24 protein-coding genes and 1 tRNA gene are annotated in these 23,198 nt (G+C 67.5%); 10 read left to right on the top strand and 15 right to left on the bottom strand.

What is annotated here, in order from left to right; genetic code table 11:
- Nucleotides 1-4 precede the first annotated feature (4 nt).
- The 3 genes from MRBLMD1_RS08050 to MRBLMD1_RS08040 are packed head-to-tail and all read right to left on the bottom strand — an operon-like array spanning nucleotide 5 to nucleotide 3,180.
- On the bottom strand, nucleotides 5-1,009 hold the full coding sequence (locus MRBLMD1_RS08050; RefSeq protein ID WP_364398692.1) for a LacI family DNA-binding transcriptional regulator: 1,005 nt from the start codon (nucleotides 1,007-1,009) through the stop codon (nucleotides 5-7).
- Nucleotides 1,009-1,596, bottom strand: coding sequence for an HhH-GPD-type base excision DNA repair protein (locus MRBLMD1_RS08045; RefSeq protein WP_224024306.1), 588 nt, complete (start codon nucleotides 1,594-1,596; stop codon nucleotides 1,009-1,011). Before MRBLMD1_RS08045 ends, MRBLMD1_RS08050 begins: the two co-directional genes overlap by 1 nt.
- A 57-nt stretch (nucleotides 1,597-1,653) precedes the next feature.
- Nucleotides 1,654-3,180, bottom strand: coding sequence for an alpha-N-arabinofuranosidase (locus tag MRBLMD1_RS08040; RefSeq protein ID WP_364398690.1), 1,527 nt, complete (start codon nucleotides 3,178-3,180; stop codon nucleotides 1,654-1,656).
- Nucleotides 3,181-3,487: 307 nt separating this feature from the next.
- Here MRBLMD1_RS08040 and MRBLMD1_RS08035 point away from each other — a divergent pair, with 307 nt between their 5' ends.
- Nucleotides 3,488-4,441 (top strand): ANTAR domain-containing response regulator, encoded by a 954-nt coding sequence (locus MRBLMD1_RS08035; RefSeq protein WP_364398688.1) that lies wholly within the window; start codon nucleotides 3,488-3,490, stop codon nucleotides 4,439-4,441.
- A 47-nt stretch (nucleotides 4,442-4,488) separates the two neighbouring features.
- On the opposite strand, the gene MRBLMD1_RS08030 is transcribed toward MRBLMD1_RS08035, so the two are convergent.
- From MRBLMD1_RS08030 to MRBLMD1_RS08010, 5 genes are all read right to left on the bottom strand, one after another.
- Complete coding sequence (locus tag MRBLMD1_RS08030) at nucleotides 4,489-5,385, bottom strand: anti-sigma factor (protein ID WP_364398686.1); 897 nt, start codon at nucleotides 5,383-5,385, stop codon at nucleotides 4,489-4,491.
- On the bottom strand, nucleotides 5,372-5,986 hold the full coding sequence (locus MRBLMD1_RS08025) for an RNA polymerase sigma factor (RefSeq protein ID WP_277999656.1): 615 nt from the start codon (nucleotides 5,984-5,986) through the stop codon (nucleotides 5,372-5,374). The genes MRBLMD1_RS08030 and MRBLMD1_RS08025 overlap by 14 nt, the downstream gene beginning before the upstream one ends.
- A gap of 45 nt (nucleotides 5,987-6,031) precedes the next feature.
- Entirely contained in the window at nucleotides 6,032-6,745 is a 714-nt protein-coding gene (locus tag MRBLMD1_RS08020) for a class F sortase (protein ID WP_364398684.1), read from the bottom strand.
- Between the two features lie 113 nt (nucleotides 6,746-6,858).
- Nucleotides 6,859-7,695: a DUF4397 domain-containing protein gene (locus tag MRBLMD1_RS08015; protein ID WP_364398682.1), complete on the bottom strand. Its 837-nt coding sequence runs from the start codon at nucleotides 7,693-7,695 to the stop codon at nucleotides 6,859-6,861.
- A gap of 150 nt (nucleotides 7,696-7,845) precedes the next feature.
- Nucleotides 7,846-8,865, bottom strand: a complete 1,020-nt coding sequence (locus MRBLMD1_RS08010; protein WP_364398680.1) for a LacI family DNA-binding transcriptional regulator — start codon at nucleotides 8,863-8,865, stop codon at nucleotides 7,846-7,848.
- 161 nt (nucleotides 8,866-9,026) lie between these two features.
- On the opposite strand from MRBLMD1_RS08010, the gene MRBLMD1_RS08005 reads away from it, so the two are divergent.
- Both MRBLMD1_RS08005 and MRBLMD1_RS08000 read left to right on the top strand, forming a co-directional pair.
- On the top strand, nucleotides 9,027-9,368 hold the full coding sequence (locus MRBLMD1_RS08005) for a YciI family protein (RefSeq protein ID WP_364398678.1): 342 nt from the start codon (nucleotides 9,027-9,029) through the stop codon (nucleotides 9,366-9,368).
- A gap of 3 nt (nucleotides 9,369-9,371) precedes the next feature.
- Entirely contained in the window at nucleotides 9,372-9,989 is a 618-nt protein-coding gene (locus MRBLMD1_RS08000; RefSeq protein WP_364398676.1) for a M23 family metallopeptidase, read from the top strand.
- 66 nt (nucleotides 9,990-10,055) lie between these two features.
- Here the strand turns inward: MRBLMD1_RS08000 and MRBLMD1_RS07995 are convergent.
- Nucleotides 10,056-10,128, bottom strand: a tRNA-Lys gene (locus tag MRBLMD1_RS07995).
- 212 nt (nucleotides 10,129-10,340) lie between these two features.
- On the opposite strand from MRBLMD1_RS07995, the gene MRBLMD1_RS07990 reads away from it, so the two are divergent.
- The 4 genes from MRBLMD1_RS07990 to MRBLMD1_RS07975 all read left to right on the top strand — a co-directional run bounded on the left by MRBLMD1_RS07990 (nucleotide 10,341) and on the right by MRBLMD1_RS07975 (nucleotide 13,533).
- On the top strand, nucleotides 10,341-11,000 hold the full coding sequence (locus MRBLMD1_RS07990) for a hypothetical protein (protein ID WP_159634234.1): 660 nt from the start codon (nucleotides 10,341-10,343) through the stop codon (nucleotides 10,998-11,000).
- Between the two features lie 314 nt (nucleotides 11,001-11,314).
- Nucleotides 11,315-11,932: a DUF47 domain-containing protein gene (locus MRBLMD1_RS07985; RefSeq protein WP_159634237.1), complete on the top strand. Its 618-nt coding sequence runs from the start codon at nucleotides 11,315-11,317 to the stop codon at nucleotides 11,930-11,932.
- A gap of 1 nt (nucleotide 11,933) precedes the next feature.
- Nucleotides 11,934-12,944, top strand: coding sequence for an inorganic phosphate transporter (locus tag MRBLMD1_RS07980; protein WP_364398673.1), 1,011 nt, complete (start codon nucleotides 11,934-11,936; stop codon nucleotides 12,942-12,944).
- A gap of 181 nt (nucleotides 12,945-13,125) precedes the next feature.
- The gene (locus MRBLMD1_RS07975) at nucleotides 13,126-13,533 is read left to right on the top strand and encodes a hypothetical protein (RefSeq protein ID WP_224024287.1); all 408 of its coding nucleotides are present in this window, start codon (nucleotides 13,126-13,128) and stop codon (nucleotides 13,531-13,533) included.
- A gap of 129 nt (nucleotides 13,534-13,662) precedes the next feature.
- Here MRBLMD1_RS07975 and MRBLMD1_RS07970 read toward each other — a convergent pair whose 3' ends face one another.
- The 5 genes from MRBLMD1_RS07970 to pstS form a co-directional block, all read right to left on the bottom strand.
- Nucleotides 13,663-14,091, bottom strand: a complete 429-nt coding sequence (locus MRBLMD1_RS07970; RefSeq protein WP_364398670.1) for a hypothetical protein — start codon at nucleotides 14,089-14,091, stop codon at nucleotides 13,663-13,665.
- Nucleotides 14,092-14,184: 93 nt separating this feature from the next.
- Nucleotides 14,185-14,964, bottom strand: coding sequence for a phosphate ABC transporter ATP-binding protein PstB (pstB, locus tag MRBLMD1_RS07965; protein WP_018763202.1), 780 nt, complete (start codon nucleotides 14,962-14,964; stop codon nucleotides 14,185-14,187).
- A gap of 71 nt (nucleotides 14,965-15,035) precedes the next feature.
- A complete protein-coding gene (gene pstA, locus MRBLMD1_RS07960) occupies nucleotides 15,036-16,148 on the bottom strand; it encodes a phosphate ABC transporter permease PstA (protein ID WP_159634246.1) in 1,113 nt (370 codons plus the stop codon).
- Nucleotides 16,149-17,081, bottom strand: coding sequence for a phosphate ABC transporter permease subunit PstC (gene pstC / locus MRBLMD1_RS07955; RefSeq protein WP_224024282.1), 933 nt, complete (start codon nucleotides 17,079-17,081; stop codon nucleotides 16,149-16,151).
- A 101-nt stretch (nucleotides 17,082-17,182) separates the two neighbouring features.
- Nucleotides 17,183-18,304 (bottom strand): phosphate ABC transporter substrate-binding protein PstS, encoded by a 1,122-nt coding sequence (gene pstS, locus MRBLMD1_RS07950; protein WP_159634252.1) that lies wholly within the window; start codon nucleotides 18,302-18,304, stop codon nucleotides 17,183-17,185.
- Between the two features lie 251 nt (nucleotides 18,305-18,555).
- On the opposite strand from pstS, the gene MRBLMD1_RS07945 reads away from it, so the two are divergent.
- From MRBLMD1_RS07945 to MRBLMD1_RS07935, 3 genes are all read left to right on the top strand, one after another.
- Nucleotides 18,556-19,683, top strand: coding sequence for an FUSC family protein (locus MRBLMD1_RS07945; protein ID WP_224024280.1), 1,128 nt, complete (start codon nucleotides 18,556-18,558; stop codon nucleotides 19,681-19,683).
- A gap of 79 nt (nucleotides 19,684-19,762) precedes the next feature.
- Entirely contained in the window at nucleotides 19,763-21,136 is a 1,374-nt protein-coding gene (gene radA, locus MRBLMD1_RS07940) for a DNA repair protein RadA (protein WP_159634258.1), read from the top strand.
- Between the two features lie 117 nt (nucleotides 21,137-21,253).
- Nucleotides 21,254-22,942 carry a HAMP domain-containing sensor histidine kinase gene (locus MRBLMD1_RS07935; protein ID WP_364398666.1) on the top strand — a complete coding sequence of 563 codons (1,689 nt, stop codon included), beginning with the start codon at nucleotides 21,254-21,256 and terminating at the stop codon, nucleotides 22,940-22,942.
- Nucleotides 22,943-22,955: 13 nt separating this feature from the next.
- Here MRBLMD1_RS07935 and MRBLMD1_RS07930 read toward each other — a convergent pair whose 3' ends face one another.
- On the bottom strand, nucleotides 22,956-23,195 hold the full coding sequence (locus MRBLMD1_RS07930; protein WP_224024276.1) for a hypothetical protein: 240 nt from the start codon (nucleotides 23,193-23,195) through the stop codon (nucleotides 22,956-22,958).
- Between the last annotated feature and the right edge of the window lie 3 nt (nucleotides 23,196-23,198).

Below are 23,198 nucleotides of genomic sequence, written 5' to 3'. Positions count from 1 at the left end.
AACCCTAGGGTGCGGATTCCCTGACCTTCAGTTCGAACCCGGCTTCCACGTGCACGCCCTGTTCCGAGGGCTCCCTGCCGGCGATCCGCTCCAGCAGCAGATGGATGGACCGCTCCGCGATCTCATCCATGCCCGGCGAGACGGTGGTCAGGGAGGGGGACGCGAACCGCGCCTCGTCGATGTCGTCAAAACCGGCCACCGCCACGTCCTGCGGCACCTTGACGCCGCGGATCAGCAGCTCGTGCATGGCCCCCAGCGCCAGTACGTCATTCAGCCCGAAGACGGCGTCGAACTCCACGCCCTTATCCAGCAGGCCGGCGACGGCGCCAGCACCCGTATCGCGCCGCCATTCAGCCGGTGCCACGAGCGCGGCGTCGAAGGGGATGCCTGCTTCCGCCAGCGCACTCCGGTACCCGTTCAGGCGCAGGCCCGCAGTCCCGGCGGACTCCCCCGCGTTCGCTCCCACCACGGCGATACGACGGCGGCCGCCGGCCAGCAGGTGCCTGGTCAGCGCAGCCGCAGCTTCCTCATTCTTCATGGTCACCAGATCGAACCGGGGATCCACGATGTGCTCGCCGAGCATCACCAGCGGTTTTTTGCCCGCCCGCGCGGCAATAGCATCCGCGTCCACCACCAGCGGCGTGAACAGGAGGCCGTCGGTGAGCTGCCGGAAGGTCCCCTGGAGGGCGCCAAGTTCAGCGGAGGCTTCGGCGTCGGACTGCTCCACCATCACCCGGTACCCGTGCCGGGCGGCAGCCTTCATCAGCCTGGACGCCAGCTCGGCATAGTAGGGGGCGGAAAGGTCGGACAGGACCAGGCCCAGCATGGACGTCTTGCCGGACCGCAGGCTGCGGGCGGTGAGGTTGGCCTCGTAGCCCAGCTCCGCGATGGCATCCTGCACCCGTTGCTTGGTGGCGGGACGGATGAATTCATAGTCGTTCAGGACGTTCGAAACGGTTTTGAGGGAGACGCCTGCCGCCCTCGCGACGTCGTTCATGGTGACTGCCATTAACGTTCTTTTCCTGCCTTTGCCGCCGCCTTGGCAGCCTGCTTGCTGGCCCGCACCTTGACCAGGGATTCCGGGTCCACGATGTCGGCCACCGACAGGTAGGCGCCATCCTCACCGTAGTGTCCTGCCGCTTCGCGCCAGCCCGGAGCCTCCAGGCCCCGCTGCTTGCCCAGCAAGGCAAGGAAGATCTTCGCCTTTTGCTCCCCGAAACCGGGCAGCGCTTTGAGCCGCCGCAGCACCTCGGCACCGTCCGGCGAGCCTTTGGTCCAGATGGCGGCGGCGTCACCGTCCCACTCGTTCTGGACCGCCTCGGCGAGCGCCTGCACGCGCGCAGCCATGGAGCCCGGAAAACGGTGGACGGCGGGCCGTTCCTTGAACATCTCCACGAACGCCGCAGGATCATGCGCCGCAATGGCCCCGGGCTTGAGCGACCCGATCCGGGTCCGGATCTTTTCCGGCCCGGCGAACGCGGATTCCATCGTTACCTGCTGGTCCAGCAGCATGCCGGTCAGGAGGGCAAAATCGTCCTCACTCAACAACTTGTCCGCGACGGGATCACCCGTGATGTGCAGTTCCATGCCGTCCATCCTCCCACCTGCGGACCGCCGTCGTCATAAGCACGCCCCCAGGGAAATTTCGCCGGGTCAGGACTCCACGGCCAGCCGGATCATGGACCAGGACACGGCCGGAAGCTCAGCGGTGAGCCGGCCGCCTTCCACCTTCACCGTGCCGTTTTCCGAGGGCAGGACGGAGGTGGAATCGTCGGCGCTGGCCTGCCAGTAGGGGTCCTTGTTGGCGTAGGTGACGGCCTCCACCACCCGGACATCGCCCAGGCCTGCCACGGCAGCATCCAGTGCGAGGGCACCGGCGGCCGATCGGTTCACTGCGAACACTGTGGCCTCACCCTTGTCCGGGTCGTAGGTGGCGACGGCGGACAGTGCCGCGAAGCCGGTCGTGGTGCCGCCGTTGACCAAGGGGGATTCGACGGCGAGCTGCAGCACCGTGCCGGAGGCGTGCCGGGAGGTCAGGGCGAAGGGGTGGAAGGTGGTCTGCTTCCAGGACCGGCCTCCGGGTTCGGTCATGATGGGTGCGATGACGTTCACCAGCTGCGCCAGGCTTGCCGAGTGGACGCGGTTGGTGTTCCGGAGCAGCGTGACCAGGAGGTCCCCCACCACTACGGCGTCCGCCACTGTGTAGGTGTCCTCCAGCAGGACGGGGGCCACCGGCCAGTCCTTGCCTGTGGGCACCTTGGACTCGTCGCGGCTCATGTGCCAGACGTTCCATTCGTCGAAGGAGATGTTCACCTGCCTGCTGGACTTCTTGACTGACTTCACGTGATCGATGTGGCTCACGATGTCGCGGATAAAGGCTTCCATCTTGTGCCCGGCAGCCAGGTGTTCCTGCAGGTCGCCGAAGTCCTCGAAGTACTGGTGCGCCGAGATCAGGTCCACCAGGTCGTAGGTTTCCGTCAGGACCACCCGCTCCCACTCCCCAAAGGTGGGCATGCTGGGCCCGGAGCTGCCGCAGGCCACGAGTTCCAGGTCCGGGTCGATCATGCGCATCCCGCGGGCTGTGTCCGCCGCGAGCCGGCCGTACTCCAGGGCGTTCTTGTGGCCGATCTGCCAGGGGCCGTCCATTTCGTTGCCCAGGCACCACATCTTGATGCCGTAGCCGTTGCCTGCCCCGTTGCTGCGGCGTTGCTCGGACAGGGCCGTCCCGCCGTCGATGTTGCAGTACTCCACGAGGTCCAGTGCCTCCTGCACGCCGCGGGTGCCCAGGTTGACGGCCATCATGGGTTCCACGCCGGCCTTGACCGACCACTTAGCGAACTCGTCCACGCCCACGGTATTGGGGTCGGTTGAGTGCCAGGCCAGGTCCAGGCGGGCGGGACGCTGGTCCACCGGGCCCACGCCGTCCTCCCAGCGGTAGCCGGAGACGAAGTTGCCGCCCGGGTACCGCACGGTGGAAACGCCAAGTTCACGGGTCAGTTCCAGGACGTCCTTGCGGAAGCCGTCCTCATCGGCGTCCGGGTGTCCGGGTTCGAAGATCCCGGTGTAGACGCACCGGCCCAGGTGCTCAACGAACGCGCCAAACGTTCGACGGCGGACGGGGCCCACGGTGAACGACGGATCGATGGTGATTTTGGCTGCGGCTGGTTGTGGCTGGGTCACAGGGACATCCTCGGGTAGTTTTTACAACGTTATAGAAGATATTGTTTGTTGCCCCGCTCCGGGAGTCAAGGGTTTGGCCTGCGGCGCCGCCGGGAGGTTCCAGCCGGGACCGGAGGACCCCGCGGCGCGCCCACCTGCGGCGACGCTCCAACCAGCGCAGGACCCGGAACCTCCAAGTACTACCTAATCGAAAAAACAGGTACCAGCTACGCATTCACCGGGGACCGGAGGCCCATTAGGTTTTTTCACAGAGACAAGACCTTCAGGCTCTCGGTACTTGGCTCACTAGGGGGGTGTGAGACCGGCAATGCATCGTTCACCACACATAGGCCGCGCAGGCTTCCCGGTCCATCGGACCGGGGTGATAGGCGGGGCCGGCGACGAGGAGTCCTTCGAGACCAAGGACTCTCCCCCAGCCGTCGCCGGCCCTCTTACCCCTCCGCTCTCCCGGAGGGGCCACGCACCGCTGCCCGGGGAGGGCAGCCATGAGCACGCAAACCCACAGAACACGGCTCTCCTGCTGGACCTGGTCAATGGCGCCCGGACCCTGGCAGACTCCCTGGACCTGCTGGTGGCGGCATCGGCCGCGCACGTGGTCAGGACCGCCGGCATCGACGTCGGCTGCGGCCTGGTGCTTCACCAGCCCAAACGCGGTCCCGCCGTCACCGGCACCACCGACGAGGTAGTCACCCTGCTGGAGTGGGAACGGGAAACGGCCGAAGGACCGGTGACCGACGTCATGGCAGGCGGCCACCCCGTGGCCGTCCTCCAAAGGAACGGGGACTTCCGCTGGCGCCACTATTCCAGCCAACTGCAGGCGGCCGGCTTCGGCAGCGCCCTCGCGGTCAGGCTCCGCCTGGACGCAGAACTTCCCGCCGACGACGGGATCCCCGGCAACAGCGAACTCGGCCAGTCAAGGGCCGCCCTCGCCTTCTTCGCCCAGGACTCGAAGGCCTTCCCGCTCCAGGTCATCGCGGAGGCACGTACCTTCGCGATGCTGGCAACCAAAAGCCTGCAGATGGCTATCAACCTGCACACTGCGCGGTCGCTGGCCACGGACCTCCGCTCGGCCCTGGACAGCCGCACGTCCATCAATGTGGCCTGCGGCGTGATCATGGCCCAGAACAGGTGCTCCTACCAGGAGGCGTTCGCCATCCTCGCCAAGGCGTCAAGCCACCGCAACATCAAGGTGCGCAAGGTGGCCGAGGACATCCTGGAGCGGCTTCCGGAAGGTGCTCCGCACTCACACTTCGGCCGCTGACCCGCTGCCGGTCCAGCCTGGTTGGCGGGTGCGCCCGCGGGCCCGAATCAGGATGTGAGGGTGCCCCGGGCAATGCTTATGGTGGAGTGGGCCGGGTTGCCGTCCATGGGCTCGTCCGATACATCCACCACCGGGTACTGGGACAGGTCAAGTCCGGCAGGCACCGGGAACGTTCCTGATGTGGAGTTCATGACGCCCAGGCTGACCAGCTTGGAAAGGTCCGGCGCGATCAGCCACACCTCCTGGTAACCCTTGGCTTCATCCTTGTCCAGGCTGACCTCCAGGCTGCGGGAACCATCCTTGGCCTCCACCACTTTGGCCGATCCCGCCGCGGAGTGCTGCGGCAGCGGGGTCAGCTGGGTTGCCGCCAGCTCCTGGGGCTGGGGCGGGCGGTTGAAGGCCCAGACGGCGCCGAAAACCACCAGGACAGCAGCTGCCGCCGTTGCCAGCCACGTTCCGGGGCGCTGCCACGCGCCCCTCGTCCGGGCACGGTCCGTTCCGGCACCCCCTGTCGGGGTTCGCCTTGTCCGGCTGCCGCTTGTTTTGTCACCGAGAGGGACAACGTTCGACGTCGGAATGTCCCCGGGTGCGGGCGTGCCGGCGGGTGGTGCGGCACCTCCGTCAGTCCCGCGACGCTCAGCCCCGCGTTCCCCTGAAACGTCTTCCACAGGCCCGGGTTCCGCCGGCACCCCGGCCGCAAGCGGGTCCTCCCGGGTGTAATCGCCCAAGCCAAGTTCGCGGTGGATTCCGGCCCAGACCTGGGGCCCGGGCACGGAGAGCAGGCTGGTGTCCGGCGTCGTCTTCACCGCGTCCACCGCCCGCCGCAGGGCGGCGTAGTCGGCGGCGCACTGCGGGCAGGCCAGGAGGTGCTCCCGGCCGCCCGGGTCGTCCCATTCGTCGTACAGCGCCAGGAGGCTCAACTGTTCCGGATCAAGATGCGGCATGGTCTACCTCCAATCTGCTTCTCAGGTGCGTCAGGCTGCGGCGGATGTGGCTCTTGACGGTACCAAGGGGAAGGTCCAGTTTCCGCGAAATCTGTTCGTGCGTCAGGTCCTCGTAGAAGGCAAGCTTCATGATGGACCCCTGGGGCTCACCCAGCCTTTCCAGTTCACCGTCCAGGAGCAGCCGGTCCGCCAGCGTTTCCGCGGCCTCCGTTCCTGCCCCCGCGTCCCCGGCCAGGCCGGCGCCGGCGGCAGCGTAGGCTTTGCGCGCTTCGCGGGCCGACGACTGCTGCGCATCCGCGATGGCATTGCGCGTAATGCCAACAATCCACGCCGGGAGCCGGGCAACCTGCGGGTTGAAGGTGCTCCGGGAGCGCCACACCCGAATGAAGACCTCCTGGGTCACGTCGTCCGCCGCCGCGCGGTCCGCGAGGGAGCGGAGGGCCAGCGTATGCACCAGCGGCGCGAACTCGCGGTAGGCCGCCGCCAGTGCGTGCTCATCGCCGGACAGGAAAGAGTCGGTGAGCCCGTCATCCCATCCAGGGGACGCGCGGCCGGGGAGGGTCACGGGCGGCTCCCTCCCGGCTTCGGCGACGAGATACATGGCTGGCCACCGGCTGTGCAGGAACTGGTTCATGCGGGGACCGGTTCAGGCAGGGACTGCGGTGACAATCACATTGTCGCTGTAGTCCATCCGCTCGTCCAGCCATTTGCCGCCGCAGGTGACCAGCTTGAGTTCATGGGGCCCTGACCGCCTGAAAAGGGACGCGCCGTCGAACCTGTCCTTGGCCATCAGCTCCACGCCCACCACCCGGTAGCTGAGGGAGGGGGCGCCGTCCCTTCCCACGCGGATAATGGTTCCCGCCGGGAGCGACTTCAGGGCGGAGAAGGGCGCGCGGTCCGAGGTGGTGTCGATATGTCCGGCGATGACGGCGGCGCCTTCGGCCGCCCCGGGGGCGGGGCCGAACCTGTACCAGGCGGCACGGTCGAACACGTCCGGGATCTCCATCGCTGCTGCGGTGGACACTCCCCCGGGCACCACCGGCATATCAATGGCCGTGCCGGCCACGGTGAGCGACGTGGGTACCGGGGCTGGAGCGTTCACCGGCAGGGTGGCTGGCCGGAGCGGGATGTCCCCCGGCCGCGTGCTGCCAGGACTGGAAGGGTTTGGGGTGGAGGCGGCGGCGCTGGAAGGGGCGGTCGCCTGCGGCAGCAGGGAAGCCGGCGGTGCCTGCCCGGAATTGGACGGGCCGGCGGAACCGCAGCCGGAGAGAACCAGCACTCCAGCCACCAGCGCTGCTGCCGCACCCCTTGAGGCAGGCCGACTGCGGGACCGGCCTTCCGGCGTCGTAAGTGCGTTCATGACTGGCCTCCTTCCAAAGAAGACATCGGTTGGGGAACAAAGGGGGCCCGCGCAGGGGCCCGACCGCGGGTGTGCGGACGGGCCCCTGCACTGATGGTCCTGCAGCCGGGCGGCTACAGCTCGGTCCGCCGGGCGCGGACGGCGCGGCCTACGCCCACCGCCCCGGCCAGCAGGGCCAGCGCTGCCAGGCCGAACCCGGCGGTGGCAACTGCGGGACCCGCCCCGCCGGTCTTTGCGGAACCGTCAAGGGCGCCGGGCACCGAGGCCGGAGCGGTGTGCAGGCCCTCGATGGTCTGAACGGCCAGCTTCAGGTTCTGGTCCGCCAGGCTGCCCCAGGCGTAGACAATGGTGTGCGTCCCTTCGGCCACCGTGACGTCCGCCGGGCCGATCACGGGGGTGGTGGTGCCGGCGGCAGCGACTGCGGCCGGGACCGTGCCGGGATCGAGGGTCAGGGTTTGTTCGTTCGGGTTGGCCAGGTTGGTGACGACGGCGGTGCCGCCGGCCAGGACATCGACGGCGGGTGCGGCGGCGGCATGCCGGACGGTCAGTTTGCCTTTGCCGGCCTCGATCCGGGACACGTCATTGGTGAACAGGCTTGCCGTTGGCTTGCCGTCTGCGCCGAGGTGGGCGGCTGCTGTGTAGTTTCCGTTGGCGGCCAGGTTGACGCTGACGGGACCGATGGCGGGGGCGGACGCGTCTGCTGCGTCGGCTGCCGTGATGGCAATTTCGTAGGTGCCCGCGGGAAGGGCCAGCGGACCGGCGAGGGTTCCCGGGGTGAAATCGTCCAGCGTCCGGTCGCCGTTGACCCAGACGTCCACGGTGAGTCCGGGAACGCCGTGCAGCACTGAGAGCTGGGCGTCTCCCTCTGCTGCGTTGGCGGGGCCGGCCAGGGCGATTGCGGCTGCAATGACTGCCGCCCCGGCACCTGCGGTAAAGATTGTGTTGCGCATGTCCATCTCCTTGAACGGCCCGGCTGCCGGGCGTTTTTGCTGACACCCCTACTACCGGCGCTGGCCCGGATTTGGATGCAGATTCATGGAGATTTTTTAACTTTTCTTCCGTCGGGGTTTAGGCCGCCCCTCCAGGCACCCCGTGAGCCTCTAACCGGACGCCGGGGCGGCGGTGCTGCCGCGGAGGACAAGCTGCGGCGGCACCACCGTGGAGCTCACCGCGGCACCTGACTCAATTTCAGCGAGCATGATGTCCATGCAGCGGCGCCCCAGTTCCTCGAAGTCCTGGCGTACGGTTGTCAGCGGCGGCGTGAAGTAGCCCGCTTCGGGCTGGTCGTCGAAGCCGACCACGGAGACGTCGTCGGGCACCCTGACGCCCGCCTCGGTGAACGCGCGCAGGAGGCCCAGGGCCATCTGGTCGTTCCCCACAAAGATGGCCGTGGCCGTGAGTCCGGACGCCAGCCGGCGGCCGATTGCATAGCCGCTCCCCGCACTCCAGTCCCCTTCCACCAGGAGTGATTCGTCCAGCCCTGCCTCCCGAAGCACCGCGCGCCAGCCCTCCGCGCGCTCGGCACCGTCCGTCCAGTCGGGAGGGCCGGCGATATGCCCGATCCGCAGGTGGCCCTCCTTGACCAGATGTTCGACGGCGAGCCTGGCGCCCGCGCGCTGGTCCACCATGGCCCCGCTGACGGAGGCGCTGCCGGCGGAGCCCACGGCCACCACGGGCACCGGAAGGTTCAGCTGCTCCAGCACGGCCAGGGTGTCCGCGTGCGGGACCAGTACCGCAATCCCGTCCACGGCCTGGTCCATGAAGTGGCCCACCGCGTCGGCGATGGCGTACCTGCTCACTTCCCGCAACGCCGCGATGCTGACAAAGTAGCCGGCGTTGCGGGCCGCATGTTCCACCCCCAGCAGGGTGTTGGCGGGCCCGTACTGGGAGAGTTCACTGGCCAGCACGCCGATGGTCTGCGAGCGCCGCGTGACCAGGCTCCGGGCCGCGGTGTTGCGGCGGTACCCCAGCTCGGCAATGGCTGCCTCCACCTTTTCCCGGGTCGCCTTGCTCACGTTGGGGTGGTTGTTCACCACGCGGGAGACGGTCTGGTGGGAGACGCCGGCCACCTTGGCCACGTCTTCCAGGCGCGGCATCCGGCCCTTGCTGGTTTTTACCATGTGCCTATTGTGCCTGCTGCCGCCTCCGCAGCTCCCCGTGTTGCGCCCGCTGGTGCCGCCGGCTTGGGCGCCCGTGAAGAGTGCGGCTGAATCCTTGCGCGGCAGCTGACCAATGGGAAGGATGAGGGTGATCCACCGTTTGCGAAGAAGGAGCCGGCGGAATGACCAAGTACCTGATCTCGTTTCCCAGCGGCGCCATGGACATCCCCGACGGCGGCCTGCAGGAGGTAGCAGACGCCGCCCATGCCGTGGTCCAGGAGGCCAAAGACGCCGGAGTCTGGGTTTTCGGGGGCGGCATTGACGAGCGTGTCCCGCCCGTCACCGTCAGCGGTGACGGAACGGTACGTGCGGGCACCTACCCCCAGACCGCGCAGATCGAGGGCGGCTACACGGTGCTGGAACTGCCCGCATACTACGCCGCGGTGCAGTGGGCTGCGAAGATCGCGGTGGCCTGCCGCTGCCCGCAGGAGCTGCGCGCCTTCCAGTACGATCCCGCCGGCTGAACCGTGAATCCGGCAGGCCCGGTTGACCTGGCCTATCCCTTCATGGGCACCTGGCTGGTGCAGAACTCACCGGCGGACCGGGTTCCCAGCCACGGGACGCGGCTCTTTGCCACGAGCTTCGCCATCGATTTCACGCCGGTGGATGCCAACGGGCAGTCGGCGCCGCTCACCCTGGCCTCACTGTTCCGGCCCGAGCCGCCGGAACGCTTCGCAGGGTTCGGCAGGACTGTGACGGCGCCGGCGTCCGGCGTGGTGTGCGCCGCCCATGACGGGGAACCTGACCACGCAGCTTTCCGCGGTTTTCCTTCGATCGGTTATGCCGCAACCCAGGCCCGGCGCGTGCGGGAGGGGTGGCTGGGCTTGGCCGGCAACCACGTGATCATCGAGTCCGGCGGGGTGTTCATCGCGCTGTGCCATCTCAAACGCGGGAGCGTCTGCGTCCAGCCGGGCCAGATGGTGGGTTGCGGGGAGCCGGTGGGACTGTGCGGCAACTCGGGCAACAGCACGGAACCGCACGTGCACGTGCAGGCCATGGACTCGGCAGACCCTGGACAGGCTTCCGCGGTTCCCGTCTCTTTCGCGGGCGGACTGCCGCGGAACGGGGCTGTTGTGGCTGCCTGACCGTGGCTGCTTAAAAGCATGGGGCCCGCCTGCACGTTCGCGGCGGACCCTCGCGGTCTTGATGGGTGGGCCCTGTGGGGCTCGAACCCACGACCCACGGATTAAAAGTCCGATGCTCTACCAACTGAGCTAAAGGCCCCTGCCGGCCGGTCAAACACGCTGTGTTTTGCCCGTACGGCCCAATCCATTTCTGGACGTTAATACTCTAACCCATGGTTCCGGACACTTCGCACACGCCCCGGGCGCCGCCGTCGTACGTTTTCACCCCGCGGTCCGGGCCCCTGCCGCCGTCACCGGACAAGCCCCGCGGACGCTCGATTTCCGCTGTGGCACAGGAGTAGCGTGGGGGGCATGAGCGAGCAAGCAGGAACAACTCCATACGGCGGCAGCAACCGGCACCATAAGCCCAAGCCATTCGCTCCGATGGATTTCGAGCCCTTCGCAGGCGGTGCCGATCCCGCCCGGGTATCAGAGGCTGCCCACCTTGCCGCGCAGGCCCTGGTCCGCCATGGCCGCGACAGCGACGATCCGGTGATCACCGAACGCCTGGTGAAGCTCGCGGACGAACAGGGCCTGGACGCCATCGCCGAGATGTGGGCGGAGAGCCCTGCCCGCTCCCTTCCCGGCGCCCTCTGGCGGCTCTACGCACTGCGTGCCGCCACCGTCCAGGACCCCGAACGCATCAGCGTCTACTTCCGCGCGGGCAGGGACACCGCCCAGGTATCCAACGTGGTGGCCGGCGCGGCTGAGCCGCCCGGCGCCGACGAAATGCGCACCATGGCGGACGCCATCCTTTCCGGCGCGTTCGACGGCGATTTCGACGTCGCGCTGGAACGTTCCGCCGCCTTCTGCCGCGTGGTGGCGCTCGGCCAGGCCACCCTCGCCGACGGCGCCGAGCATGCCAACGAGGCCCACGCCAGCAAACTGACCCGCAACTCCCACCAGCTGGTCAAGACCGCCGAGGACCTTGAACACGCGGCCAACGCGTGGCGCCTGGGCGAACTGGACTGAGGCGTCTTTTCCCCCGGCGGACCGGATTTCCGGGACGAACCAAGCCCCCGCTGTCAAGATTGACTTGGGCCGGGTGAAGTAGAAGACTGAAACCGGTGCCGAGCCGCGAAACCCCCGGGCTTCAACAATTAGCCGCCTAGAGCGGCCTACCGCCGAGAGGCGTATCCGGTTCGGCACCATTTTTCTGCCCTCTTCCAGGTGGCCGATTCAGAGGGTGCAGTTACGGGCCGGTAGAGTAAGCGTCAGTTGCGCGCCGCCGTCAAGTCACGCGGCAGCAACCCCCGCCTTGATACGTCCTGGAGACCGGTAAACACGTGAAGCTGCGCCTTTTTCCACAGGAGCCCGCAGGGCTGAACCTGCTCTCACAGATGGCACAACAGATCGTGCTGGCCACCGCCACCCTGGCCGAGATCCTTGGCGTACCCGCGGACGAGCACGGCAAGCTCGTTGAGGACATGCACAACATCGAGGCCAAGTCCGCCGAACTGCATTTCGCGCTGCTGACGCACATGCGCACCAGCTTTGTGAATCCCCTGCCCCGCGAGGACATGTACGCCCTCTCCCGGTACCTCAACGAAGCCATGGAAAAGATGGACGCCGCGGCAGAGCTGGTGGCCCTCTACCGGCTGGACCGCCTCCCGAAGCGCGCCGCAGACCAGCTGGAGATCATCAGCAGGCAGGCCGAACTGACCGTTGACGCCATGCGCAGGCTCAATGACCTGGATGACCTCGAGGACTACTGGATCGAGATCCTGCGCCTCGCCAAACGGGCAGAACGGACCCACCGCGTCTGGGTGGCGGACATGATCGCGGACATGAAGTGGGCCCAGTACTCCCGCAACCGGGACATCGCCAACCAGCTGGTGGAGGTCACCAAGGACATGCGGCGGGTGGCCACCCAGGTAGGCAGCATCATCGTCAAGGAATCCTGACGTGACCGCAGTCATCTTCGGCGCGGTGGTCCTGCTGGCCGCGGCGTTTGCCTTCCTGAACGGTTTCCGCGACGCATCCACCTCGGTGGCCCTGGCCGTGCGCAACCGGGCCCTCACCCCCAGCGTCGGCATCCTCCTGGCCGCGTTCTTCAACTTTGTCGGCGCCCTCCTGAGCGCCCTGCTCGCCGTCGCCGTCAGCCGGACCTGGATCAACCTCCCGGGCGGCACCGACGGCCTGGCCATCCTGGTGGCGGGCCTGGCCAGCGCCTGCGCCTGGGGCGTGCTGATGTGGTGGCGCGGCATCCCCGCCTCCTCCACCCACGCCCTGGTGGGTGGCCTCGCCGGCGCAGGCCTCGCCAGCCTGGCGATCGGAGGCCCGGGAGTGGCAGGCGTGGACCAGTCGCTCCTGTTCCAGGTGGTCCTGCCGCTGGTGCTGTCCCCGCTCGTGGCCTACAGCGGCTCCTTCCTCCTGGTGTATCCGGCCACATGGGTGGCCCGCTACACCCAGCCCAACGTGGTGAACCAGCGCTTCCGCCGGGGCCAGGCCGTTGCCGCCGGCGCCGTGGCCTTTGGCCACGGCCTGCAGGACGGGCAGCGCGTCAGCGCGGTACTGCTGCTGGCCCTGCTGGCAGCAGGCTATTCCGACGGCGGGATCCCCACCTGGGTTGCGGCGCTGTCCGCGGTGATGATGACCGCCGGGACGCTCTTCGGGGGATGGCGGATCTCCCACACCATCGGATACAAGATCACCAGGATCGATCCCCTGCGTGGTTCCGTGGCCCAGACCTTCAGCGCGCTGATGCTCTTCGTGGGGGCCATCGGGCTGCACTGGCCGCTTTCCACCACCCACACCGTCACCGCAGGAGCCCTCGGCGCCGGGGAAAACCAGCACTTTTCGGTCACCAACCGGAAACTGGTCATCCGGATCCTGTGGCTCTGGGGGCTGACCCCGCTGGCGACGTGCGCCCTGGGCTTCGTGCTTGCGCTGGCCCTCTCCCCCATTTCCGTCTAGGCAGGCCCACCCGGGGGCGGCGCTGCCCTGTACAGGGAATCCGCCGTGACGTAGATTCGAAAGTGCGCCCCCGGTCAACGGTGCCGGGGACCGGCGTCCGCGCCGTGTGCAGGGCTGCGGACCAGGTGCCGCTGCAGCCACCCGGCGGCTTGGATGCACAACGCGGAAAAGAGCAGGCGCCATGTCCCACTCCTATTCCCGGCGCCACCTTCCACAGCCCCGGCAACCCCAGTGCGAGGCCTGCGGAACCGAGCACCAGCTGACCATCCACGCCATCACTGCCATCGGCGCTGCCGGCGGGGACCTGGTCACAGTGTCCTACACCTGCAACGACTGCGACCTGTTCCAGGAACACACGGCCTACGCCACCGACGTCGCGGCCGCACTGAACCAGGTCCGCTGGATGGCCCAGGTGGTCCTCTTCGGGGACGACTACATCCACTGCGGCTTCCCCATGGAGGAGGCGGAGTTCGAAGTTGAGCGGCTCTGCTACCGCAGCAACAGATCAGGCAGCGGGCTCAACGCCGTATCCCTGCCCACCCGGGTCCTGCGCTGCCACTGCGGGTTCCAGCTGGAGGTCCCGGAATAGGCACCGCGCACCCTTACCGCGCGCTGCACTGTGACGGGCAGGCGCAATGATGGCCCGGCTCGATGTGCGGGAGCCGTCCCTGCGCATCGAACCGGGCCATTGTTGGGCACGGGGTGCTTTGCGGTTTTGCTAGAGCTCCAGGGCCACAGGGCTGACGACGGCGGCGGCCATCAGGACGGTGGAGAGCTCCTCCGGGGTGAGGTTGGCGGCGGCGCACAGTTCGCCGTCCGCCACTCCGGCAGCGGAGGCCTTGCGGACAGCCTGCCGCAGGGACTCCTGGGCCGTGTCCAGTTCCCACTGCATGCTTTCGAGGCGTGAGCTGGTGCGCCACACCTCGGCCAGGACGTCCTCTTCCTCGATGGCTTCCTCAACGCCGGCCGCGGCCAGGGCGAGGTGCGGTTCGAGCTCCGGCGCCAGCGGACCGGCAGCCAGGGGTCCCGCCAGTCCCGCCGCAGCCGCGAAAGCCTGCGCCGGTTCAACTGCGTCCTGGACTGCGTCCACCCCGGGTACGGAAACAGTAAGCTGGGGGCCCAGGGGTTCACTGGCCGTCTGCGTCATGGCAAAACTCCTTAAGCGGGCTTACTACTAGTTCCGAAAGTATCTCGATTAGCGTACTAAACGCGTCAGTAGATCGCCAACGGGAACAGCGGCTTACCCGAAGCGTCCGGAGACGTAGTCTTCCGTGGCCTTCTGTACGGGGTTGCTGAAGATGGTGTGGGTGTCGCCGTATTCGATCAGCTTGCCCGGCTTGCCGGTGCCCGCAATGTTGAAGAAGGCGGTCTTATCGGACACGCGCGCGGCCTGCTGCATGTTGTGGGTAACGATCACCACGGTGTACTGGTCCTTGAGCTCGTTGATGAGGTCCTCAATAGCCAGGGTGGAAATCGGGTCCAGGGCGGAACAGGGCTCATCCATGAGGATCACCTGCGGCTCCACGGCAATGGCGCGGGCGATGCAGAGGCGCTGCTGCTGGCCGCCCGAAAGGCCGGAACCGGGCTTCTCCAGCCGGTCCTTGACCTCGTTCCAGAGGTTGGCGCCCTTGAGGGAGCGTTCCACCAGGACATCTGCCTCGCCCTTGGAGATCTTCTTGTTGTTCAGCTTCACGCCCGCCAGAACGTTGTCCCTGATGGACATCGTGGGGAACGGGTTGGGCCGCTGGAAGACCATGCCGATCTGCGAGCGCACGGTTACGGGGTCCACGCCGGGGCCGTAAAGGTTGTCGCCGTCCAGCAGGACCTCGCCCTCGACGCGCGCGCCGGGGATGACCTCGTGCATGCGGTTCAGGGTGCGGAGGAAGGTGGACTTTCCGCAGCCGGAGGGGCCGATGAACGCGGTGACGGACTTGGCCTCGATGTTGATGCTGACGTCCTCAACGGCGAGGAAGTCGCCGTAGTACACGTTCAGGTCCTTGACGTCGATGCGCTTAGACATGGTGTTCCTTCACTTACTGGGTATGGATTGAAGTCTAGGATCCGCCGCGGTATGGCGGAAGGAGGGCCTGGTTACCGACCGGTTTTGGGGGCGAAGATCCTGGCGATCAGGCGTGCCACCAGGTTCAGGACCATCACCAGGATGATCAGGACCAGGGCCGCACCCCAGGCCCGCTGGGAGGACGGGTCCGGGTTGGACGGCGAGGTGGGATTGAGGATCTGGGTGTAGATGAACGTGGGCAGCGAGGCCATCCAGCCGCCGAACACGTTGGAGTTGATGCTGGTGGCAAAGCCGGCGGTGACCAAAATGGGTGCCGTCTCGCCGATGACCCTGGCGATCGCCAGGGTGACGCCGGACGCGATGCCGGAGATCGCCGTCGGGATAACCACCTTGAGGATGGTCCGCCACTTGCGGACGCCCAGGGCGTAGGCGGCCTCGCGGAGCTCGTTGGGGACGATCTTGAGCATTTCCTCGCTGGAGCGGACCACCACGGGGATCATCAACACGGAAAGCGCGACGGCGGCCACCGCACCGGTCTTGGTGCCCGGGCCCACCACCACGAAGAAGAACGCGGCAGCGAACAGGCCGGCCACGATGGAGGGGATGCCGGTCATGACGTCCACAAAGAACGTGATGGCCTTGGCCAGGCGGCCGTCGTTGCCATACTCCACCAGGTAGATGGCCGTGAGCAGCCCCACGGGGACGGAGATTACGGTGGCCAGCAGCGTGATCTGCACGGTGCCCAGGAGGGCGTGGTAGATGCCGCCCATCACCGGGCCGCCGCTTTCCACGGCCTTGTTGTCGAACGCGCCCGTAACGCCGTTCATGGAGGTGGTGAGGAACCCGGGGTCGATGAGGCCGGGGATGCCGTTGATCAGCACGGTCCAGATCACCGAAACCAGGGGCAGCAGCGCCACCAGGAACGAGCCGACCACCAGGCAAGTGGCCAGCTTGTCCTTGGCCTTGCGGGAGCCTTCCACCGCGGCGCTCCAGGACACCAGGCCCACGGCGAACAGGATCGCGGAGACCAGGCCCCAGCCGAACGGGTTGAAGCCGATCAGGGCAAGGATGGCAGCGCCGACGATCAGGGCTCCACCGAGCACCGCGTAGGGTGCGTACTTGGGCAGCTGGCCCTTGGTGAGCGCCGACCGCTTGCTGCGGACGGGGGTAAGCGTGGAGGTCATTTAGTTGGCTCCCGAGAATTCTTTGTGCCGGGTGATAACCCAGCGCGCGATCATGTTCACGGCCAGGGTGATGACGAACAGCACCAGGCCGGCGGCGATCAGCGTGCTGACCTTGAGGCCGCTGGCTTCGGGGAAGTTCAGGGCGATCTCGGCGGCGATGGTCTGGTTGCCGGACTGGATCAGGCTGGCGGTCAGGGCACCGGAGGAGAGCACCAGGGCAACGGCCATGGTCTCACCCAGGGCGCGGCCCAGGCCCAGCATGATGGCGCTGATGATGCCGGGGCGGGCGAAGGGCAGCACGGCCATCTTGATCATTTCCCAGCGGGTGGCACCGAGTGCCAGCGCAGCTTCCTCATGCAGCTTGGGGGTCTGCAGGAAGATCTCGCGGGACAGCGAGGTGATGATGGGCAGGACCATGACCGCCAGGACGATGCCGGCGGTGAGGATGGTCTTGCCGGTGGTGGAGGCCGGGCCCTGGAAGATGGGGAGCCAGCCCATGTTGGTTGCGAGCCAGCCGTATGCCGGCGCGATCTCCTTGGCAAGGAAAGCGGCACCCCAGGCGCCGTAGACAACGGAGGGGATGGCGGCGAGCAGGTCCACCACGTAGCCGAGGCCGGAGGCCAGGCGGCGGGGTGCGAAGTGGGAGATGAACAGCGCCACGCCGATGGCGACGGGTGTGGCGATCACCAGCGCAATGGCGGCGGCGATGAGCGTGCCGATCACGATGGGCCAGATGTAGGCGAAGAAGCCCTGGCCGCCCTGGATCTTGTCTGCGGGCGCGGTCAGCGCGGGGATTGCCTGGACTACCAGGAAAAGCGCGACGCCGAAAAGGACGGCGAGGATCAGGCACCCGGCTGCCAGCGTGGCGCCGGAGAAGACTTTGTCCCCGGCGCGCCCGGCGCCCTGGGTACTGGTCAGGGAGGTGGCGGTCATTCGACGGCCCTTCGATTCGTAGCTGGATTAAGGATGCGGCGCAAAGCCAAGTTCCCCGCACTGCCGTCCGGCAGGCGGGGAACCCGGTTTTACAGCGTTGGCTAGGACTTGACCTTGATCGAGTCGATGGCCTTGGCGGCCTTGGCTGCGAGGTCCGAGGACAGCGGGGCGGACTTGGCCGACTCTGCTGCCGCCTTCTGGCCCTCTGCGGAAACTACGTAGTGCTCGAAGGCCTTGACCAGGTCAACGGTCTCCTGCTTGTCGTAGGTGGTGCACAGGACGTGGAAGGACACCAGGACGATCGGGTAGGCGCCCGCGATGGTGGTCTTGCGGTCCAGCTTGATGGAGAGATCGTTGGCGGCGCGGCCTTCAACGGGCTTGCCGGCGTCCACTGCCTTGGCAGCAGCATCGGCGGAGATCTTGGTGAAGGAGTCGCCCACCTTGATCTGGGCAACGCCCAGCTTGCCGCTGACGGCGGAGTCGTCGGCGTAGGTCACGGCACCGGGGGTGTCCGTGACGGTCTTGACCACGCCGGAGGTGCCCTTGGCGTTTTCGCCCTGCAGGCTGGCGGGCCACACACCGGCGGCCTTGTCGGTCCAGACGTCGGAAGCGGCGGCAGCCAGGTAGTCAGTGAAGTTCTGCGTGGTGCCCGAGTCGTCGGAGCGGTTCACCGGGGTGACCTTCAGGTCGGGCAGCGAGACGCCGGCGTTCAGGGCGGCGATGGCGGGGTCGTTCCACTTGGCGATCTGGCCACGGAAGATCTTGGCCACGGTGGTGGCGTCCAGCTTCAGGTCGGTGACGCCGGGAACGTTGAAGGCCACGGCGATCGGGGAGATGTAGACGGGGACGTTGATGGCGCCCTCGGGGCCGCAGACGGACTTGGACGAGGCGTATTCCTCATCCTTCAGGTAGGCGTCCGAGCCGGCGAACTGTGCCGAGCCGTCCAGGATGGCCTTGCGGCCTGCGCCGGAGCCGTCCGGGGAGTACTGCACGCTGGCGCCGGAGTTGGCGGAGGCGAAGTTCGTCTTCCAGGCGTCCATGGCGGCGCCCTGGGCGGAGGAACCGATGCCGGTCAGCGTACCGGTCACCTTGGTGCCGCCGGCGGACTGGGAGCCGGCAGGGGCGGTGCCCGTGGCGTTGTCTGAACCGCAGGCGGAGAGCGCGAGTGCGCCGGCTGCGATAACAGCGATAGCCGCGTGGCGGCCGAAGCGGAGTGCCTTCACTAGATGTACCCCTTCCAGGGTTATTCAGGTGCGGGACAGGGACGGAGAACCCTGCTGCGCGATGCGTACGTTTTGTACCTTCAAGAAAGTTAAGGGCCGCAGGTAACGGGATGGGCTGTCCAAAGTGAACGGAGGATTAACGACGGCGGGATATTGGCTGACAAATGCCGGGTCACCATTGCGCAGATCACATGCGCAGTCGTAGTGCACCTGCGCCGGGCAGTGGATCGGCACTGAATAGACTTGGACCCATGGCCATCCCAGCAGGACTCTCAGCGACCAGGCGGTTCCTGCGCAGCCGGATCCGGACCGGGTTGATCCGAAGCCGCAACTCCTTTGTGCCCGCCATCCAGATGACCGTGTGCGCGGTGGGCGCCTATGCGTTCGCCGAGTACGTCCTGGGCCACTCCGGCCCCCTGTTCGCTGCCACCTCGTCGCTGATCGCCCTTGGGTTTTCCCGGGAGCCGCGGCTGCGGCGCGTGATGGAAGTTGGCCTGGGCTGCACCATCGGCATCGCTGTCGGCGACCTGCTCCTGCACTGGCTGGGCGGCGACATCTGGGTGGCCGCCGTCGTGCTCCTCTTCTCGATCCTGCTGGCCCGTTTCCTGGACAGCGGGAATATCTTCACCACCCAGCTGGCGCTTCAATCGCTGCTGGTGGTCTTGCTGCCGGCACCGTCCGGGGGCCCGTTCACCCGGAGCATCGATGCCGTGGTGGGCGGCATGTGCGCCCTGCTGGTGACCATCCTGGTGCCCAAGGACCCCCGCCAGGAGCCGCGCCGGGATGTGCAGAAACTGCTGCATGAACTGGCGGAGGTGCTGCGGGAATGTGCCGGGGCGCTGGCCAACAGTGATTCCACCCAGGCCTGGCATGCGCTGATCCGCGGCCGGAACTGCCAGCCGCTGGTGGATGCCATGCGCCAGTCCCTCCGGGCATCCGGCGAGGTGGCCACGCTGGCGCCCGCCTACCGGCGGCACCGCGATGAACTGGACCGGCTGAAGCAGTCGCTGGATTTCATCGACCTCGCCCTGAGGAACAGCCGCGTGTTTGCGCGGCGGTTGACCAGCGCCATCAACCACACGGCGCTCTCTGACGAGGCGACGGACAGCATCGCGGGGGTGCTCCAGGAGACAGCTGCCGCCATTGACGAGCTTTCCCTGGGCCTTGCGGAGACGCACGAAGGCGTCCGCCGCGCCCACTTGCGCACTGCCAGGCGGGACCTGAGCGAGATCGCCCTTCGCCTGCATCCCAAGCTGCTGGAGGTGACGCGGCTGGAGGGCGAAACCGTGGTCATGCTGTTCCGGCCGCTGATGGTGGACCTGCTCGAAGCCACCGGCATGGATGCGGCCGAGGCCAGGGACGTGCTGCCCGCACTGTAGCTGCGGACCGGCGGGGGGGCGGGCCCACAGCGGCAGTTCCGGGTGGGGCGTGTCGGTGCCCGCCGCTAGGGTTGGACGCATGGCAACAAAGACTTCCCGGGCGTCCAAGGCGCCCGCGTACAAATGCGCCGAGTGCGGCTGGACCACGGCCAAGTGGGTGGGCCGCTGCGGCGAGTGCCAGGCGTGGGGCACGGTGGAGGAAACGGGTACTGCCGTGGCACGGACGACGGCGGCCACAACAGTCGCGGAGCCCGCGCGCCGGATTGCCGACGTCGATGCCACCACGGCGGCTTTCCTGCCCACCGGCGTGGACGAACTGGACCGGGTGCTGGGCGGCGGCCTGGTTCCGGGCGCCGTTATCCTGCTGGCCGGCGAACCCGGCGTCGGCAAATCCACGCTGCTGCTGGACGTCGCTGCCAAGTTCGCCCGCACCGCCCAGGACGTCCTCTATGTCACTGGCGAGGAATCGGCCGCCCAGGTCAAACTGCGGGCCGAACGGATCGACGCCGTCGCCGAATCCCTGTACCTGTCCGCGGAGACGGACCTCGGCCAGGCCTTGGGCCAGGTGGAGAAGATCGAGCCGCGGCTGCTGATCGTGGACTCGGTGCAGACGCTCAGCAGCGCCGATGTTGACGGCAGCGCGGGCGGCGTGTCGCAGGTCCGCGAGGTGGCCGCCTCCATCATCGCGGCCGCCAAGCGGCGGAACATGACCACCCTGCTGGTGGGGCACGTTACCAAGGATGGTTCCATTGCCGGGCCCCGCCTGCTGGAGCATCTGGTGGATGTGGTGTGCCAGTTCGAGGGCGAGCGGCACTCCCGGCTGCGGTTGCTGCGCGCCGTGAAGAACCGGTACGGGCCCACCGACGACGTTGGCTGCTTCGACCTCAATGAGAACGGCATCGAGGGACTGGCGGATCCCAGCGGGCTGTTCGTCAGCCGCACCAAGGACCCGGTTTCCGGGACCTGCATCACCGTCACCATGGAGGGGCGCCGCCCGTTGCTTGCGGAAGTGCAGTCGCTGCTCGCCGAAAGCCCCAACTCGCAGCCCCGCCGCGCCACCAGCGGCCTGGACAGTTCACGCGTGTCCATGCTGTTGGCCGTACTGCAGCAGCGCGCAGGGACCATGCTGCACAAGGATGATTCCTACGTTGCCACCGTGGGCGGGGTGAAGCTCAGTGAACCGGCCACGGACCTGGCGGTGGCCCTTGCCGTGGCGTCGGCCAAGGCCCGCAAGCCTTTGCCCATCCGGCTTATTGCCTTCGGCGAGGTGGGGCTGGCAGGCGAGGTCCGGCCCGTACCGGGCATCAACCAGCGCATCCAGGAAGCCCACCGGCTGGGATTCACCCACGCCGTGGTTCCGGCCAGCCACACCGGGCCCGGTCCCGTGCCGGCGGGATTCTCGGTGCGTGAAGTAGAGCACCTCACGGAGGCGCTCAGCCTCCTGATTGGCTAGCAGCCTGCTTCCGGGGGCCGGTGCGGGGGCAGCGGGCAGAGCACTGGTTCCCGGCGGGTACTCTAAGTCCAGAACCTTCTCGCAGACGGAGGCTTACATTTCTGTGCTGGGGGCAGCGTGGTAATCGGGGAAAAGCAGGGGACCGCCAGTGCGGTGAACCATGAACGCAGGGCGCAGGTACAGCCGGTGGTGTCCGACCGACTCGATGGCCTGTTGGCGGGCCTTAGTCCCCGCATGCGGGTGGCCGCCAGTCAATCGCCGGTCACGTTGGCCATGGTCCTCGTGGTGGTTGCCACGGCCGTCTTCAGCCCAGAGACATTCAACAGCAAGCTCTTTATGGCAGCCCTGCTGTTCCACCTGGCAATCGCCGCCTTGTGCGTGGCCACGCCCTGGGCCCGGATCCCGGCGGCGACGTTTGCCGTGATCCCGCTTATGGATTGCATCGCCATCGGGCTCACCCGGCAGGCGGGTGGACCTACCTTGAGCGTGCTGAGCGTAATGCTGGTATTTCCCGTCATCTGGCTCTCTGCGCAGGTCCGGCCGTACATGCCGGTCCTGGCCATTGCTGGGACGGTCCTCAGCATCGTTGTTCCCGCTGCCGTGCAGGGCTCGTCCCCGGCCGGCGGATCCATGATCCGCACCCTCATCCTTCCCCTGGTCATGTCTGTCATCGCGGTGACCGCCCACGTGGTGGCCAACACCATCCGCCGCCATCGCGTCAGGCTTGTTGAAAACGAACAGGATCTGGCCCGCACGCTGGCGGAAAGCGTCCGCCGGCAGGCCCTGCTTGATGCAGTGCTGAAGGCTGTCGGGGTGGGCGTCTGGGTGGTGGACACCCGGGGCCACACCGTGCTGGCCAACAGGGCGATGCGCACGGACCCCGCCCTCGGCGGCGTGATGGGCCCTGCCGAAGGGCCGGGCGCGCTGATGCTGGCGGACCGCTGTACACCGGTACCGTCAGGCCTGCTTCCCGCAGCCCGGGCCGCAGCCGGCGATGCCTTCACGGACGAGTTGTATTGGGCCGGCCCCGCAGACCGCCAGCGTGCCTACTCCGTGAGCTCGCATGGCTTCCCTCCCGCCGGCGGCCAGGAAGGTGGGGCCGTCATCACCTTTGTGGACGTCACCACCCTGGTCAGTGCGCTGGCGGCCAAGGACGACTTCGTTGCCACTGTCTCGCACGAGCTGCGGACACCGCTCACGTCCATCCTGGGCTACTTGGAACTGGTCCTGGACGAACCCGGGCATGAGGACATCCGGGAGGAGCTTTTGGTGGTGCGCCGGAACTCGGAACACTTGCTGAGCCTGGTCAATGACCTGATCGCTGTGGCATCCGAGCGGATGGACCTGTCGCTGGAGGAAACGGACCTGGCCCGGCTGCTGGCCCTGGAAGTGGATGCCGCACTCCCCAAGGCCGCCGGCAACGGGCTGCAGCTGGTCCTTGACGTGGAGCAGCCGCTGCCGGCAAGGGTGGATCCGGAGCGAATCGGCCAGGTGGTCAGGAACCTGCTCTCGAACGCCATCAAGTACTCCCCCAGCGGCGGCCTCATCACTGCCGGGGCCGTCAGGACCGATGCGGGCCTGGTCTGTTCCGTCACCGATACGGGCGTGGGAATGACGCAGGAAGAGCAGGAACAGGCATTCACCAAGTTCTTCCGCTCGGCCCGGTCGCGGGAAACGGCCATCCCGGGCGCGGGCCTGGGGTTGCCCGTCAGCAAGACCATCGTTGAAGGCCACGGTGGATCCATCAGCCTGGACAGTGAGCCCGGTGTGGGCACCACTGCGACATTCATCCTGCCGTTACGCTGACAGCTCCGGGCAGTCAGGAAGCGGCGCCGGCCAGCCAGCTGGAAACGTCGCTGCGCAGCACCAGCAGCGGGCCGCCGGTGGCGCTCACATTGCCGTTGGCAACGTAGTACCCGCGGCCCGACCCCGTTCCCCCGGCCGCGCGGTCCAGGGCATCCACCAGATGCCGCGGCAGGTGGCCCTGGGGACCAAGGCTGCGGAGTTCTTCCACTTCTTCCGGGGTGAGCCGTCCCAAAACCTCAGCAATGTTGGCCATGAG

The organism is Pseudarthrobacter sp. LMD1-1-1.1 (assembly GCF_040676255.1).
In the GTDB taxonomy this organism is placed as follows: Bacteria; Actinomycetota; Actinomycetes; order Actinomycetales; family Micrococcaceae; genus Arthrobacter.
Note: the sequence above shows the minus strand (reverse complement) of the source record. Positions and strands in the feature narration are given on the sequence as shown.